The 15,452-nt window shown below is 65.6% G+C and carries 14 protein-coding genes; 7 read left to right on the forward strand and 7 right to left on the reverse strand.

The window, feature by feature from the left end:
• The first annotated feature begins 744 nt into the window (after positions 1-744).
• The 4 genes from BCD48_RS56660 to BCD48_RS56665 all read left to right on the forward strand — a co-directional run bounded on the left by BCD48_RS56660 (position 745) and on the right by BCD48_RS56665 (position 2,587).
• Complete coding sequence (locus BCD48_RS56660) at positions 745-1,305, forward strand: DUF5372 family protein (RefSeq protein ID WP_491677141.1); 561 nt, start codon at positions 745-747, stop codon at positions 1,303-1,305.
• Between the two features lie 2 nt (positions 1,306-1,307).
• A complete protein-coding gene (locus BCD48_RS16070) occupies positions 1,308-1,682 on the forward strand; it encodes a DUF6788 family protein (RefSeq protein ID WP_131804009.1) in 375 nt (124 codons plus the stop codon).
• A gap of 91 nt (positions 1,683-1,773) precedes the next feature.
• Positions 1,774-2,172, forward strand: a complete 399-nt coding sequence (locus tag BCD48_RS16075; RefSeq protein WP_071049215.1) for a recombinase family protein — start codon at positions 1,774-1,776, stop codon at positions 2,170-2,172.
• Positions 2,162-2,587 (forward strand): enoyl-CoA hydratase-related protein, encoded by a 426-nt coding sequence (locus BCD48_RS56665; protein WP_312629957.1) that lies wholly within the window; start codon positions 2,162-2,164, stop codon positions 2,585-2,587. The genes BCD48_RS16075 and BCD48_RS56665 overlap by 11 nt, the downstream gene beginning before the upstream one ends.
• A gap of 609 nt (positions 2,588-3,196) precedes the next feature.
• On the opposite strand, the gene BCD48_RS16085 is transcribed toward BCD48_RS56665, so the two are convergent.
• Positions 3,197-4,393, reverse strand: coding sequence for an ABC transporter substrate-binding protein (locus tag BCD48_RS16085; RefSeq protein WP_157910511.1), 1,197 nt, complete (start codon positions 4,391-4,393; stop codon positions 3,197-3,199).
• A gap of 86 nt (positions 4,394-4,479) precedes the next feature.
• Between BCD48_RS16085 and BCD48_RS16090 the strand changes: the two genes are divergently transcribed.
• Positions 4,480-4,902 (forward strand): hypothetical protein, encoded by a 423-nt coding sequence (locus BCD48_RS16090; protein ID WP_071049217.1) that lies wholly within the window; start codon positions 4,480-4,482, stop codon positions 4,900-4,902.
• 86 nt (positions 4,903-4,988) lie between these two features.
• Here BCD48_RS16090 and BCD48_RS16095 read toward each other — a convergent pair whose 3' ends face one another.
• The 6 genes from BCD48_RS16095 to BCD48_RS16120 form a co-directional block, all read right to left on the reverse strand.
• Entirely contained in the window at positions 4,989-5,771 is a 783-nt protein-coding gene (locus BCD48_RS16095) for an enoyl-CoA hydratase/isomerase family protein (RefSeq protein WP_241841770.1), read from the reverse strand.
• A 158-nt stretch (positions 5,772-5,929) separates the two neighbouring features.
• On the reverse strand, positions 5,930-6,235 hold the full coding sequence (locus BCD48_RS51305; protein WP_071049219.1) for a 2Fe-2S iron-sulfur cluster-binding protein: 306 nt from the start codon (positions 6,233-6,235) through the stop codon (positions 5,930-5,932).
• Entirely contained in the window at positions 6,232-7,323 is a 1,092-nt protein-coding gene (locus BCD48_RS16105) for an acyl-CoA dehydrogenase family protein (RefSeq protein ID WP_071049220.1), read from the reverse strand. The genes BCD48_RS51305 and BCD48_RS16105 overlap by 4 nt, the downstream gene beginning before the upstream one ends.
• Positions 7,320-8,450 (reverse strand): acyl-CoA dehydrogenase family protein, encoded by a 1,131-nt coding sequence (locus BCD48_RS16110; RefSeq protein WP_071049221.1) that lies wholly within the window; start codon positions 8,448-8,450, stop codon positions 7,320-7,322. Before BCD48_RS16110 ends, BCD48_RS16105 begins: the two co-directional genes overlap by 4 nt.
• Complete coding sequence (locus tag BCD48_RS16115; protein WP_071049222.1) at positions 8,447-9,676, reverse strand: CaiB/BaiF CoA transferase family protein; 1,230 nt, start codon at positions 9,674-9,676, stop codon at positions 8,447-8,449. The genes BCD48_RS16110 and BCD48_RS16115 overlap by 4 nt, the downstream gene beginning before the upstream one ends.
• A gap of 889 nt (positions 9,677-10,565) precedes the next feature.
• Positions 10,566-11,264, reverse strand: a complete 699-nt coding sequence (locus BCD48_RS16120) for a GntR family transcriptional regulator (protein WP_071049223.1) — start codon at positions 11,262-11,264, stop codon at positions 10,566-10,568.
• Positions 11,265-11,701: 437 nt separating this feature from the next.
• On the opposite strand from BCD48_RS16120, the gene BCD48_RS16125 reads away from it, so the two are divergent.
• Together BCD48_RS16125 and BCD48_RS16130 are read left to right on the forward strand one after the other, a co-directional pair.
• Positions 11,702-12,967, forward strand: coding sequence for an IS110 family RNA-guided transposase (locus tag BCD48_RS16125; RefSeq protein WP_071049224.1), 1,266 nt, complete (start codon positions 11,702-11,704; stop codon positions 12,965-12,967).
• Between the two features lie 731 nt (positions 12,968-13,698).
• Positions 13,699-15,300, forward strand: coding sequence for a fatty acyl-CoA synthetase (locus tag BCD48_RS16130; protein WP_071049225.1), 1,602 nt, complete (start codon positions 13,699-13,701; stop codon positions 15,298-15,300).
• The last annotated feature ends 152 nt before the right edge of the window (positions 15,301-15,452 follow it).

Below are 15,452 nucleotides of genomic sequence, written 5' to 3' on the forward strand. Positions count from 1 at the left end.
GAACTGACCGGCACCCTGCTGGCCGGACACCGACTCTGCCTCTACCTACCCCCGTAGATCACCGATCACGAATTGCCGATCACAACAAACCACCGATGGACACCCAAGCGGGTCCGTAGCCGAAGGCGGGGGTAATTCCTCGCTGGGCACTGATGGGAGGTGGTGTGCGGTGATCGGTGGTTGCCGCGTCCTGCTGCCTGTTGGTGCAGGACAGGGCGCTCACCGTGAGGTGGGGTCTGAAGGGTTTGAGGCGAAACACCGAGCCGTAGCCGAATTTGGCGAACCGGTCGGCCCGTTCCAGGAGATGCCGAGCCCGCACTATGGGGGTGAAGGAAATACTTGGGGCTCCTGGGCACAACAAGGTGTGTGCGGGCGGCGCGGTGGGAAAGTTCTCTGCGTTACCCCGGGAGGTCTCGTACGGTCCCGCTCGACGGGGCTGGGTAGCTGGGCGTATAAGCCGCTAGGTGAAGTCGCCGGTGATGCCGTGCGAGAAGTCGGAGTGACTCGTGGTACTGCTGAACCAGGGAACAACAGAAACCCTGGGACCGTCGTGTTGGTGCGGCGCCGGGCGGCGACCCAAAAGGCGTCGACCTGGGGAAGGGGTCACGGTGGGAATGGTCGGACTGGATGCGATCGCGAGCGAGTAGGAGCGCCGGACTGATGGTTGCCGAGGCAATGACCGAGGCGGCGCTTGGCCGAGGATACTCGGATCGCACACCGGCGAGCCAGGTAGTAGGAAATGGAATGCTGGCGCGGAAGGCACACTCGCTGATCGGCCAGGTCTACGATCCGCGTAATCTGGAGCGGGCATGGGGCCGTGTGAGGGTGAACCGGGGCGCCGGCGGTGGGACCGGGTCAGCATTGACCGGTTCGAACGTGAGCGTGGGCAGTATCTTTCGACCCTGCGGCAGCGGCTGGCCGACGGAAGCCACCGGCCGCGGCCGGTCCGTCGGGTGGAGATCGACAAGCCGGGATCTAAGGATAGGCGTCCGCTTGGCATTCCGACGGTCACGGCATGCAGCCGAATCTGACAGTCGATCTTCGAAATCTCTCGTTTCGGATTCGCTCGTTGTTGTCCATCCGTTTCACGCGCTGAGCGGTCAGCGCCTGGATGTCCTTTTCAGCAAGCGGCGGGCGGGTGAGACGTTGTTCGTCTGTGTTCGGCCGGGTTCGGGTCAGGTCACGTTGCCGGCGGCGTGGACGGACCGCGGTTCAGGCGCGGAGCAGGGGCGGCTGTCGGTCGACGGGCTGGCGGCGCTCGGCGCGGTGACACGCGCCCTCAAGGTCGTTGATGGCGGTGAGTAGCCGTGTCATTCTCTTGTGTGATGACTCCACCCAAGATTCCGGCAGGTCTGGGCACAACGAGCACGGAGGACCTTCTTGCGCGACGACGGGCACTGGCCGAGGCGATCGGCGATCCGCAGCGGGTGCTGGCCGGCTCGCTCGTCGAGCAGCATCGCCGGTGCGGCAGACCGGGCTGCGCCTGCGCGGCCGGGGACGGGCATGGGCCGTATGCGTACTTCAGCCCGCGCCAGATCGAGCGGGGCCGGCTGCGCTACGTCCCGGCGCGTCTGGTCGCGGTCGTGCGGCGGTACCTCGACCGCTGCGTCGAGGTCGAGGCGGCGCTGGCGGAGATCTCGGCGATCAACGTCGAGCTGCTCGCGCGCCGGGAGCTGACCTGAGCGATGGCCGTGGCCGTTCTGTCCGGACCTGCCTACCGCGAGGCGGTGGCGGTGGTGGCGAACATGACGGCCAGCGCGTTGGGAGCGAACGGTGAACGGCGAACACAAGATCACAACATCGCATCGGCGGCGGGGGGCGCTGGTCTACCTGCGCCAGTCGACGCTGATGCAGGTCCGGGAGCACACCGAGTCGACGCTGCGGCAGTACGCGTTGCGGGACACGGCGGTGGCGCTGGGCTGGTCGCCGACGGACATCGAGGTGATCGACACGGATCTGGGGGTCTCGGGTGCCTCGACCCGGGGCCGGGAGGGCTATCGCCATCTGATGACCCGGCTGTGTCTGGGCGAGGTCGGGGCGATCTTCGGGTTGGAGATCTCCCGGCTGGGCCGTTCAGACGCGGACTTGGCGCGCCTCGCGGAGCTGGCCCGGCTGCCAGGTCCTGGTCGTCACGATCAATCGGCCGCACGCAAGAAATGCCGTGAACCGTGAGGTGAGAGAGGGGATCGCCGCAGCGCTGGACCGGCTGGACACCGCACCCAATATTGCGGCCGCGGTGCTCACCGGGGCCGGCGGAACCTTTTGCGCGGGCATGGATCTGAAGGCCTTTCTGACCGAAGGCGCTCCCGTCGGGGGTACGCGTGGCTTCGGTGGCGTCGCTGCTCGCCCGCCGGACAAGCCGCTCATCGCCGCGGTGGCGGGCCTTGCCCTGGCGGGCGGGTTCGAGATCGCCCTCGCGGCGGATCTCATCGTGGCGGCCGCGGATGCCGCCTTCGGCCTGCCCGAGGTCAAGCGGGGTGTCATCGCAAGCGCCGGGGGACTGGTTCTCCTCGGCCGGACCCTGCCGTACCAGGCCGCGATGCGTATCGCGCTCACCGGTGAACGGATCGAGGCGCGAGAGCTCTAACAGCTCGGCCTGGTATTCCAGCACACACCTGCCGGGGGCCGCACTCGACGCCGCCGTCGAACTCGCCGCGTCGATCGGCACGAACGCCCCGCTCGCCCTTGCCGCGTCGAAGCGGTTGGTCCGCGCGGCCGCAGGATGGGTCGACGCCGACCTGTTACGTGTGCAGGACGAAACCGGGGCAGCGGTCCCGGCATCCGCCGACGCCGCAGAAGGGGCGCGGGCTTTGACCGAGAAGCGCCCACCGGTGTGGCAAGGGCGGTGAGTGCGTTCTAGCCGGGGAGTGCCTGCACGGCGCCCGAGCGGGCCGAAAGCGCACCGCACCGAACTGCCTGGGCGCAACGGGACGACGAGCCGCGTTCGCCGCGTTCGACACGGCGACCGGCGAGGTGACCGGCCGGTGTTTCGACCGGGATCGGGCCGAGGAGGGTTCGTCGCCGCACGTCCCGAGCTCGTCCACCTCCCTACCCGCCGGCGTGACCGGGGCCATGGCCGCGACGAGACCCGCACCCTCAACGCCGCGACCGCGTCCCCGCCACCTTGCGTTGGCCCGGCGGCTGTCCTCGTCACAGACGCCAATCGAGATGCTGTGGCCAACGGGTATCCGCTGGCTTATGGCAGGACATTCCCGCACACTGGTTCCGGCGTGACGACGTCGAAGGAGCTACCCGTCGGGTTGATCCGCATGAAGATGTAACAGGTGCTGGGTTTACCGAAGCTTGCGTCCAAGTCGACGGGCGCAGCCAACAGCCCGGTGGCATCGTAGTCCTTGACGGCCCGCAGGTTCGTGATGAAGGCGTCCCGGGTCAGGCACTGCCCTGCTTCCTGCAGCCCGCGTACCAGCAGATCGGTGGTGATGTAACTAGTGAGGGCGATGTCCTGCTCCGCCGGCTGCAACTCTGGCGCATACCTGGCCATCGCGTCCCGGTACACCTCGTGCGCGGGCGTATCCATCTCGAATGGCTTCATGTCCAGGAAGACATAGGTCCCCGCGAGTCCCGGGCCGAACTGGTCGAGCACCTTCTGGTCGTAGCCAACAGGCAACAGGGTGACTTTCGGCGTGGAACCGGCTGACACGGCGCCGACGCGCACAGCGGCGGCGTCCTGGGGTGCGAGTGTAACCAACAACACGTCCGCCTGCGAGTCCCGGATCGTCTGCCCGACCCGCTCCGGGCTACTCGCGCCAGGGGTGTAGTCGAGGTCGGCGACAACCTCGATCCCCGCGGAGGTCAGGCTCTGCGCTAGCTGGTCGCTCAGTGTGCGGGACGCCTCGATAGCGTGGATGGACACGAGTGCGGCATTGGTACCGCCGAGCGACTTCGCGAACGTGCCGAAAGTGCTGACCGCATTCCGCGACACGGGGTTGGCGTAGCTGAACATGTTCCGGTACTCCGACCAGACTGGCTCTATGGCGCGCCCGACGACCGGTACACCCTGCCGGTTCAGGTACTCAGCCGACCCGCCCACCGCACCCGTCATCTCGAGGAGTCCGAAGACGTTCTGGTTATCCACGAGGTCGCTGCTGACCTTCAGGTTGATCCTGGGATCGGACTCGTCATCCTGCCAGCCGTAGACGATCTCGCGGCCGTGGACACCCCCGGCCGCGTTCGCCACGCCGAGCCGAGCATCGACACCGCTGCGGACCGCTTGGAGGATCCCGGCGGCCATCCCGCTGTTGGACAAGACAAAACCGATCTTGACCTGTTCCCGGGTGACTCCGGGAGCGTTACAGGTGGCCGCGACTGAAGTATTGTTCGCATTTGAGCATCCCACAATGCACAACGAGAGCAGGGTTCCCGACACCGCCATACGCAAACAAGTCGTGCGGCTAGGCGGTCGGACAGAGTTGACCATCTACAACATCTCCTCTTGCGGGGCCGAGGTGGTGGGCTCCCGTGCAATCGCTAGACCAGATCACGATCAGAGCCGAGCTCTCGCGGCTGCGCCGTGCGGTCGGTGCCGATATCGTCGCATCCAGGCCCTACCGCCTGACTATCCCGCTCGACACCGACGTGGCGCGGGCGTGGCGACTGCTCCGAGCAGGGGACCTCGAATCAGCCGTCGAGCTCTGCGCGGGTGCGTTGCTGCCGGGCTCCGCAGCACCGGGCGTTGCGCATGTGCGCGAGCTGCTACGGGAGGAGATGAATCTGGCTTTACTGCGTCGGGGGGATCCTCGGCTCCTGATGAATTGGGCCGCGAGCCCATTGGGGAGAGACGACCTGGAGCTCTGGCAGGCATGCCGACAGCTGCTACCCGACGGCCCCGACCACGACCGGGTGACCGCTCGCATCAATGTTCTCGACCGCGAACTGAGCTGAGTGCTGGTACGGCAGTCCGCATCCGCGGGGCGCCGCCGTCCCGACCTTCGTCAGTTGTATGGCATGGCGTGATGAACACACCTGTCTCACGTGGCGGTAAAGACGGGCGGCCGGCGTTCCAGCATCGCGAGCGAACCTTCAGCGAAATCAGCGGTAGCGCGAAGCCTGGTCTGCTCCGAACTCTCCCTCTTCAAGATGGCGGCCACGGTGTCCGCCAGCCCTCCGCGAAGAGTGTGGCGGATTGAGCGAACCGCAAGCGGAGCAGACCGGGCGATCTCGACCGCGAAGGCATGCGCTTCCGCTCGCTCTTCACCATGTGGGACGAGACGGTCAGCCAGTCCCTTGGCGAATGCCTCCTCCCCGCCCATACGCCGACCGGTGTAGAGGAGGTCCAGAGCGGTCTGCTGACCGACTATCCCGGGAAGGGTCACAGACAAGCCGAAACCTGGGTGAAAGCCCAGCCGGGCGAAGTTGGCCGAGAAGCGGGCTTCCGGTACCGCCACCCGGAAGTCGGCCGAACAGGCCAGACCGAGCCCGCCACCAACCGCCGAGCCCTGCACGGCCGCTACCACGGGAATCTCCACCCGGAGCAGCCGCAGCGCCTCGCGGTAGAGATCAGAGGCCCCCTCTTGTTTAGGGGGATCGGCCTCGCTTTGGTTGTGGAAGTCCGCGCCGGCGCAGAAATTCTTGCCCTGAGAGCACAGCACGATCGCTCGCACGTCGCCGCTTGCTAGCTCCTCGTAGGCATCGGCCAGGCTGCGGATCAACTTGGTGTCGAAGAAGTTATTCGGCGGCCTACGTATCTCTACCTCGGCGACATGGTCGTCGCCGACGATCACATACACCTCACCGAAATTTGCGGTTACCACACCAAACCCTCCTCACTCCAGGCGGCAAACGCCAAAGGCAGCCGAACCGTACTGACGGGATCGCGCTCGGCGCCGAGGAACAGCTCCTCAGCTCCCGCGGCGCTGATTAGACCCTGACACCGGACTGCCCACCATAGCCGGCATGACCGCAGTGCCGCTCACTCGTAAATGATCTTCACGGCATCGGTAGTCGGCCGGGACTGGCAGGCCAGGCGCCAGCCCTCGTCGATATCATCCTGCTCGAAGACGACGTTGTTCTCCATCTCCACCTCGCCGTCGACAAGCTTGAACTCGCAGGCGCTGCAGATGCCTTCGCGGCACGAGTACGGCGGGTCGAGTCCCTGGTCGAGGAGGAAGTTCAGCAGCTTCTGGTCGGCGGGCCAGGCGAACTCGTAGGTCTCGCCGTCAAGCTCGACGCTGAGGTCGACGGTCCTGCCTCCCGCTCTCAAGTCCGAAGCCGTCACACCCGTCCCCTCATTCCAGAGGTTGGCGTACTGAACTCCGTAGTGCCCTGCCGCCTGCCGACGAACGTCATGAGCGAACGGTGCTGGACGACGGAGGCGCCGATCCGTTGTGCTAGTGCCTCCTCGGTTCCATACTCCATCCGCCAGGTGTGCAGTCGGCGGGTCAGCTGCTGCAGGCGGTATTCCTTCGTCAAGCCGATGGCGCCATGCGCCTGGTGTGCCGCCCGCGCGCCCAGCGATGCTTCGCGGCCTGCAACCACCTTAGCTGCGAAGCTGGCGAAGATCTCGCCCTGGGTTCCTGCGGCCATTGCTGCTTGGTCTACGGCCGCAGCGGACGTCGCGGCAGCCTGGGCCAGGTTTACGAGGTGCTGCTGCACGGACTGATTGGATCCGATGGTTCGGCCGAACTGCACCCGCACGCGGCAGTATTTCGTCGTCATCTCAAATATCGCCGACAGTGCGCCAGCCATTAGCGCGGCCCGCAGAAGTGCCCCGCGTGCCGCCGGCGCGTCGGGGTCACCGGGCCACCAGGATGCATCCACTTCGAGGTCATCGGCGCTGACGGTGTCGCACGACATTCCGGCTAAGTCAGTTCCGGGCACGATCTGTAATGATGTTCGCTTGGCACGGGCGATACGGAGTCGTCCTGATTCTGCGGGTACGACGAACACGACCGTGTCGGCATCGCGAGCCCACGGGACCGCGTAGGCGGCACCTCGCAGGCGACCGTCGACGTACTCGAGCGTGTCGCGGGGGGTTCCGGGAACCACCGTCGCGGGACCGGCTGGAACGTTCTGTCCGGATTGCACTAGCAGCCAAGCCGCTAGATGTGTGTCGGCCAACGGCAGCGGAGCTGCATTCCGTCCCGCAGCCTGCAACATAGTGACAAGGTGGGTAAGCGAGCCACCAGATCCGTGGTCCGCCTCGTCGATGCTAATCAGCGTCAGGCCCAGCTCGTCCACCTGGCTCCAAAGCCCGATGTCGAGCCCGTGGGATTCCGCCCAACCCACCACTTCTTGGGGGCATGTCTCGGCGAAGAACTTCTCCATGAACGAGGCTATCGAGACGTCGCTGTCCTGCAAACTCATGGCTTCATCAGCTCCCGGCCGACGATGTTGCGAAGTACTTCGTTGGTCCCGCCGCGTATCGACCAAGACGGGGACGTCAGGATGGCCCGAGCAAGAAGCGACTCGTACTGGTCCTCGGACCCTAGCGCCGGGAGCCGGCCGAAATGGCGCCTCACGATCTCTACACACTCCTGCTCGAAGCGGGTTGCCATCTCCTTGATCAACGCTGCCTCGACGATCGGCGTCAGGCCCGCGTCGACCATGCGAGCGAGCGACAAGGACATGGATCGGAACGCCCAGCAGCGCGCTGTTATGTGACCGAGGTCGGCCTCGAACCACCCCGGTACGGCTCCCCATTCGGTCTTCGCCCACCGCTCCAACACTGGGATGAGCGACATCCAGCGATCTACGCCCCCCCGCTCCAAGACCAGCTCGGCAGTGTTCTGACTCCAGCCACCCCCGACCTCGCCGAGACGTCTCGAGTCCGGGATCAGGACATCGTCAAAGCTGAGCTCGCAAAAGTCCCGGGTCCCATCTATGAAATCGATGGGTGAGACGGTCAATCCCTCGCTATTGCGATCTACAAGGAACTGCGTCAGCCCTCCCCGGCGGTCGTCCGACGTACGGAGCAAGGCAAGGATGTAGTCCGCCTCGGCCGCTCCGCTCGTCCAGATTTTCGTTCCGTTGACCCTCCACGCGTCGCCGGACCTGACCGCGCGTGTCCTAAGCCCCGCCAGATCGGATCCTGCGTCCGGCTCGCTCATTCCAATTGCGAACGATAACTCGCCTCTCGCGATCCGCGGCAGAAAGTAGCGCTTCTGCTCCTCCGTTCCGTTTTTAGCGATGTTCGGCCCGGACTGCCGGTCGGACACCCAGTGAAATCCGACCGGGGCACCGACCGCCAAGAGTTCCTCGACGACGATGAACCTATCCACGGCGGATCGTCCCCCTCCGCCGTACTCGACGGGCAAGGTCATACCGAGCCATCCCTGGGATCCGAGATCTCGGGAGAACTGGCGGTCCGTGTCACCACCCATGCCCAGGCCTGGGCGATAGCTCCCGGGGGGCAGACGCTGGGCAAGCCAGGCACTTACCTCCTCCCCCAACGCGAGTTCGCTATCAGTCAGTTGGGTAGCCTCGAGCTTCATTGGGCTCCATCTCGCCGTTCACCAGGATAAACGCCCTCGGCCGTTTGCCTCGGTCGCAGAGCGTCCACGGACGGGTCGATGCCAAGCTCGGCGAGAAGCTCCTCAGTATGCTGCCCTATCAGGGGAGCGGGGCGGTGAATACTACCCGGGGTAGCGGCGAACTTCGCTAGCTGGGGGGTCAGCCGATAGCGCCCGGCCGCAGGATGTTCCGCTATCGGCAGGTCGCCGATCAGATCCTCCAGCGTCGACACCCGGGTTACTGGTATGCCGTGCTCACGGCAGTAGTCCAGCCACTCGGCTGTTGTCCGGGTCGGAGCTAAACGACGAACATCTCGGTAAAGGGAATCCGAGTTGACGAGGGTCGCTCGCCGGTCGGCATATCGAGGGTCATTGTCCGCGTTCGGCCATCCCGCATCACCGAACAACTCGGCGTAGTGACTGGGTTGGTACGGCAAGAGGTGGACGTAGCCATCCTTGGTCGGGTGGGGTCGTCTTTCCTTCGACAATACCCGCTTGTACCCGGTGGCGCGCTCACCAGCAACGCTGACTGGCGGCACGACCATCCCCCCGTCACCATGCTCTGTCAGCATGAAAGCAGTCATCGCTTCATTCATCGCGACCTCGACGTGCTGTCCCTCGCCGGTGCGTTGCCGATAAAACAGTGCGGCCGTGACTGCTTGGGCGATGACCAGTCCGCACACCTTATCCGCGAATATGGTCGGAATCAATGCGGGTTCACCCCAGACTCGCTCCATGATGTCGGCTACACCAACCGCCGCCTGGATGATGTCGTCATAGGCAGGCTCGTTCTCGTGCCCCGATCCAAGCGGGAACCCTTGGGCTTGGCAATACACCAGGTCAGGCTTCATCTTCCGGAGCGATTCATAATCGACCCCGAGTGCCTCCAAGGCGAACGGCCGCATCGTGGCCACGACCACATCGCACGTTCGGACGAGAGCCCGCACTGATCGCTGACCGCGGGCCGTAGTCAGGTCCAGCCGTACTGATCGCTTGTTGCGGAGCAGGTTCAATGTGATGCCGGACAATTCCTGATGCGTCCCAGCACCCATTACCCGGTTTATCTGCTGACTGTCACTCTCGGCGACAATGACATCCGCGCCCTGATCCGCCAGAATTTGGGTCGCGAACGGCCCCATAATGACACGACTCAGGTCGAGCACCCTGATATCGCTCAACGGCCCGCGCGACGTGGCTTCGAGTCCCACCAGCGCAACCCTTAAAGACTGTGTGTCGGGGAGAAGGTTATCGGGAATAGTGACGCATCAGCCGAGATCAGATAGCGGTTATGACCCGCCGCCGGATTTCTAGCGTGGCGGGGCATAAAGAGCGGCGACGGCCGAGAGGCGATCGATAGCTTGTCGCACAGGCTATCCCGCGGCGCCTCCTTAGTCCGACGGACCACCGCGAACGAGCTATGCTGCCAGCGAGGATATAAACAAGTCGGATTCGTATCCTTCCCGTCGAGAGATCCGATTGCCGCCGCGTCTAATCCGTTAGATCGCTCGATCCGCACCTGGTGATCGCATCGACTTTTAGCACTCCGAGCCACTGTCCGTAGACCGCGTGAGACACTGAACTCCTGAGCGGGCCGTTCATGGTAGCCGACGCTCCACATGTAGCCTCCCCTGACTGCCCCGTGACTTGCCTCAAGCATGGCGTTCGCCAGATTCGATTGTCAAGAGAAGATACGAGTCAATGGAAGTCGGTCGGCCTGCTTCACCAGAGGGCTAGTGTTCCGAGTTTCAGTCTCCTAGGTTGATCGTCTGCTGGGGTGATGCCTGGTCCGAGTGCTGGGTTGACTGGCGAGCCGCGGCTGGGTCGGCCGCGCACGGTCAGCGACGCGCGGGTCGAGCAGGTGATCGCGAAGACGTTGGAGGGAACTCCGCCGACGGCAACATGTGGTGGACGACCCGGTCGATGGCGAAGGCGCACGGCGGCGCGGATGGCTCACGACTACGGCTGGTCAAACGAACTCGGTCGGCGGCGGGGGGCCGTCGCACACGCTGCGACGGGCTGGGTGGGGCCTCCTTCGGAGGGCTCAGGCAAGATCGGAAGCACTGAATCCGTAGACATCGATGGTGTGAACACCATTGATCAGCTATTCGCCGGTGCGTTCTCGCGGTTGGGACGATTCCACGCGTCAAGGGTCGCCCTGGCGGTCCGCTCGACGTGGGCTCGCACGAGCTCCTCGGCGAGGGCAGCGTCGCGCCGCATGATCGCACCAGTGATCGCGGCATGCTCCTGCGTGGTGGCGCGCTCACCGCCGTAAAGCCTGGCGTACTGGCGGAAGATCTCGGCCTCATCGAACAGATCCTGCCGAATCGCGCACAGTCGAGGTGAGCCGCAACCCGAGGCACAGACGGCATGGAACTCGGAATGCAAGATCGACCACCGCTCGTTCGCTTGCGGGTCCGCCGCAATCGAGGGCCGGGGGGCGTTCGCGAGACGATGATGCGCGGCGATGACGGATGCCTCCCAATCGACGTCGCCGCGCTCAACCGCGAGCCGAACCGCCAGCCCCTCCAGCTCGGATCGTAGGAGGCAAAGGTCGTTAATAGCCTCGACCGTGATCGGGGTGACGCGGAAACCCTTGTTCGGCTCGGACATGACCAGCCGCTGAGCCGTGAACCGCGTCAAAACCTCGCGAACAACACTGACACTCACGCCAAAGGCGACACATAGATCCTCGGTTCGTATGCGCTGACCGGGACTCAAGTCACCACGAAGCAACTGTGCGCGAATATCGAGGTACAGCGCCTCGTTTCGAGTTCTCGCATCGGCGGTTCGAGCCATCTGCAGCCCTTTCTAGGTCTTGTTTGGCGACCGGAAGAATGGCTGCGGCCGCTGGCGTCACCGCGTCCGCATGGCCGCGTCGGCTACGGCCACACCACGGTCATGTCGGCGAAGTGCGCTGTTGGCGGCCACGAGCTCACGGCAGGCATCGAGCTCACGGCACGCCATGCTGTACGCGCGGGCGCTCACTGGTCCACCATCCGGGTGTCCGAACCGGTAGCTGAGAGGGTTCGGGCACGCCCCTGGTCCCCATCTGGCCATCGCCCTGCTCGCTCGACCGTGAAGGTCCGGCATGAGTTCCGCGAGGCCCGGTGGCCCAGGACACCCCGACTGGCTACAGGGCTGCGCGCCAGAGAGCGCCGATCAGTGAGCGACCGGCTGCGGTGTCCCGGGACCACCGGGTGTCTTCCCACTGGTGCAACAGCGAGGAGGCACAGATGAGTATCGACCAGATCCCGGCCGGCGCGCGGCTGTGCGCCGGGGTGGACTGGGCCAAAGACGACCACGCCGTCGCGGTCGTCGACGCCGACGGCGAGGTCCTCGACCGGCTCGCGGTCCGACACGACGCCGCCGGACTGCGGGACATGGTCAGACGGCTGCTCAAGCGCGGCGTGGGCGAGGTCGGGATCGAACGCCCCGACGGCCCCGTCGTGGAAGCGCTGCGCCAGGCCGAGCTGACGGTGTTCGTGATCCCGCCCGGCCAGCTGCGCAACCTGCGCCCGCGGTACGGCTCGGCCGGGAACAAGGACGACCGGTTCGACGCCTACGTCCTGGCCGACGTCGTGCGCACCGACCGGCGCCGGCTGCGCCCCCTCGTCCGCGACACCGGCCAGACAACCGCGCTGCGCCGCAGCGTCCGCGCCCGCCGCGACCTCGTCGCCCACCGCGTCGCGGTCGCCAACCAGCTCCGCGCCCACCTGCTGATCGTGTTTCCCGGCGCGACCGGCCTGTTCGCCGACATCGATTCCGACATCAGCCTGCGGCTCCTCGAACGGTTCACCACCCAGACCCAAGCCCGCTGGCTGTCGGTGAAACGCCTCACCGCCTGGCTGCGGTCGGCCGGCTACAGCGGACGCACCACCCCCGCGACCCTCCACTCCCGCCTCACCAGCGCTCCCGACGGCGACACCGGCGACCACGACCCCCTCGACGCCGCCGTCACCCTCGCCTACGTCACGACCCCGCGCGCCCTGACCACCCAGATCGAGGCCCTCGCCGGACGGATCGCCGAACAACTCGAGCTCCACCCCGACGGACCGGTGTTCACCAGCCTGCCCCGCTCCGGAAAGGCCCGTGCCGCCCACCTGCTCGCCGAGATCGGCGACGCCGGCGGCCGGTTCCCCACACCCGAGTCCCTCGCCTGCCTCGCCGGCGTCGCCCCCTCCACCCGCCAGTCCGGCAAAGTCAAAGCCGTCACGTTCCGCTGGGGCGCCGACAAACAGCTCCGCGACGCCCTCTGCGACTTCGCCGGCGACTCCCGCCGCGCCAACCCCTGGGCCGCCGACCTCTACCAACGCGCCCGCGCCCGAGGCCACAACCACCCCCACGCCGTCCGGATCCTCGCCCGAGCATGGGTCAACATCATCTGGCGGTGCTGGCACGACAACGTGCCCTACGACCCCGGTTCCCACGGCGCCCTCCAAACCCTCCTCAAACAAGATCAGAAGACGGTCACCGGACAAGATCAACAAACGGTGGCTTGACACAACGCAACTCATGCCGGCGCACCCACAACCGCGCAGGTAGGAGCACCCACAACCGCGCAGGTACATGCCCGCCAGGCCCAAGGCGCCGAAGTCCGCAACGTGCTCACGCGGGAAAGACCCTTGCTCGAACCACGAGCCGATGTGCGGCACAGCCTGATCGGCAAGGCGCGCCCTGGCGACCGCGGCGCACCCTGTCGGGCTGCTCATGGTGAAGCTGCAGTAGATCCCCCGGCGAGGGGCGTGCTTCGAGCAGCGTGTCCACTTCAGCTCCTTCATTCGCACGTTCGATTCCGCGGCGGACCGTTGCCGATGCTCAAGCCGTACACTATCGTTCCTGATCGCGAAAGTCGAGTCTGTGAGGAGGACGTGTGGCGGCCGGACCCACCGCGATGACACCCTTACCCTTCCGCTCGCGCCGGTTTGGGTCCACGACCTGTCGCGTACCGTCGCCGGGCCGCTCGTGGCGCACCTGCTCGGCGGCCTCGGAGGCGACGTCGTCGGGTAGAGCGATCGAGCGCGCCGATCGGCCGAGGCGGGATGCGGCCGCGGACCTCCGATTCGCCACGAACGCCGATCGAGCGACACCCCGGCGGCGGCTCGCGAGCGAGCTCGGAGTGGAGAGCCGATCAGGCAGCCGCGCCGCCAAGCGCTTGCCGAGGCCACTCGCCGGCTGAGCCGCCGCAGACCGAGATCGACTCCGGACACCTCACAGACTTTGAAGGACTGCTATGCAACCTCACGACCATCTCGTCACCACCGCCCGGCATCAAGGAATCGCTGACCTCCTTCACCGGACCGCGGCGCGCCGGCCGGACCACCGCGCGCTGGTCTGGGGGGACCGCGTCGACACCTTCGCCGAGCTCGATCAAATCGTGACGCGAGTCGCCAACACCATTCACGAGCGAGGTGTCGGCAAGGGCGATCGCGTGATGATGTTCGCGCACAACTCCAGGGACTTCGTCGTATTCTATTTCGCCCTCGCGCGACTCGGCGCGATCTCAGTGCCCGCGAACTTCATGTTGAACGTCGACGAGCTCGGCTACATCATCAACCACGCGAACCCGGTTGGTTACCTCGTCGAGGAGTCACTTGCCCATACGATGCAGTCCGCATGGAAGTCGGCCAAAGGCGATCAACCGCCGCGTCTACGCGGCTGGATTAGCAGCGGCGCGTCCGGGGCACCGCCGGACGGGTGGGACGACGTCGTCTCCCTCGCGGCGCCGGGTGATGACCGGGCGCCCGACGTCGACGTCGCCGACGACGATCCCATCCAGCTCATGTACACCAGCGGCACGGAGTCACGTCCCAAGGGTGTCACGCTGACGAGCCGATCCCTCATCGCACAGTACGTAAGCTGCATCGTCGACGGCGATATGACCGCTGACGACGTCGAGGTGCACTCATTGCCATTCTACCACTGCGCCCAGCTCCACTGCTTCTTGACGCCCGATGTCTATGTGGGCGCGACCAGCGTGATCCTCCCGCGCCCCGACCCGGAGATGATCTGCGCCGCGATCGAACGCGAGCGAGCGACGAAATTCTTCGGTCCACCAACCGTGTGGATCTCGATCATGCGATCCGAGGCGTTCGAGCGGCACGACCTCTCGTCCCTACGAAAGGGCTACTACGGCGCATCGATCATGCCGGTCGAAGTGCTGCGCGAGATCGGCGACCGACTTCCCGACGTGGATCTGTGGAACTTCTACGGCCAGACCGAGATGGCACCCGTCGCCACCATCCTGAAACCCCGCGATCAAGTCGCCCGAGCCGGCTCCGCCGGAGTCGCCACCCTGAACGTCGAGACCCGAGTAGTGGACCTCGACGACCGCGAGGTAAGCCCTGGAGTGGTCGGTGAAATCGTCCATCGCAGCCCCCAGGCGATGCTGGGATACTGGAACGATCCAGAGAAGACCGCAGCGGCGTTCCGCAACGGCTGGTTCCACTCGGGCGACCTCGGCGTCACGGACGCCGACGGATTCCTCACCGTCGTCGACCGAAAGAAGGACATGATCAAAACCGGGGGCGAGAACGTCGCCAGCAAGGAGGTGGAGGAATGCCTCTTCCAGCACCCGGCCGTCGCCGAAGTCGCCGTCTTCGGAGTGCCCGACCCGCAGTGGATTGAAGCGGTCGCGGCGTGCGTCGTCCTGCGCGACGGAGAAGCCAGCAAACCAGATGACCTTATATCGTTCGCGCGTGTACGACTCGCCGGCTACAAAACCCCAAAGCACGTCTTCATCGTGGATCAGTTGCCAAAGAATCCCAGCGGCAAGATCCTCAAACGAGAGCTGCGTAACACGTACTCCCACGTGCCAACCGCCGGCGGACGATGAATGTGCCCGCCGAGGGCTCAGGGACGAGGGGAAGGCATCCTATATGATAAATGACGTCGCGCTGGCTGGTCACACGCTTCTGACCTAAATCCGCCAGTAGCGCTGCTGGAGATCGTCGACGGGCTCCCTGATTGATCGGCATCGGGTTGGGG

The sequence above is a fragment of the Pseudofrankia coriaricola genome (assembly GCF_001854805.1).
Taxonomy (GTDB): Bacteria; Actinomycetota; Actinomycetes; order Frankiales; family Frankiaceae; genus Pseudofrankia.

Coding starts and splice junctions, on each gene's coding strand:
- BCD48_RS16105 (WP_071049220.1), bottom strand. CDS start 7,323: ATGAGTTTGCAGGACAGCGACGTCTCGATAGCCTCGTTCATGGAGAAG.
- BCD48_RS16085 (WP_157910511.1), bottom strand. CDS start 4,393: ATGGCGGTGTCGGGAACCCTGCTCTCGTTGTGCATTGTGGGATGCTCA.
- BCD48_RS16130 (WP_071049225.1), top strand. CDS start 13,699: ATGCAACCTCACGACCATCTCGTCACCACCGCCCGGCATCAAGGAATC.
- BCD48_RS16120 (WP_071049223.1), bottom strand. CDS start 11,264: ATGGCTCGAACCGCCGATGCGAGAACTCGAAACGAGGCGCTGTACCTC.
- BCD48_RS16125 (WP_071049224.1), top strand. CDS start 11,702: ATGAGTATCGACCAGATCCCGGCCGGCGCGCGGCTGTGCGCCGGGGTG.
- BCD48_RS56660 (WP_491677141.1), top strand. CDS start 745: ATGCTGGCGCGGAAGGCACACTCGCTGATCGGCCAGGTCTACGATCCG.
- BCD48_RS16110 (WP_071049221.1), bottom strand. CDS start 8,450: ATGAAGCTCGAGGCTACCCAACTGACTGATAGCGAACTCGCGTTGGGG.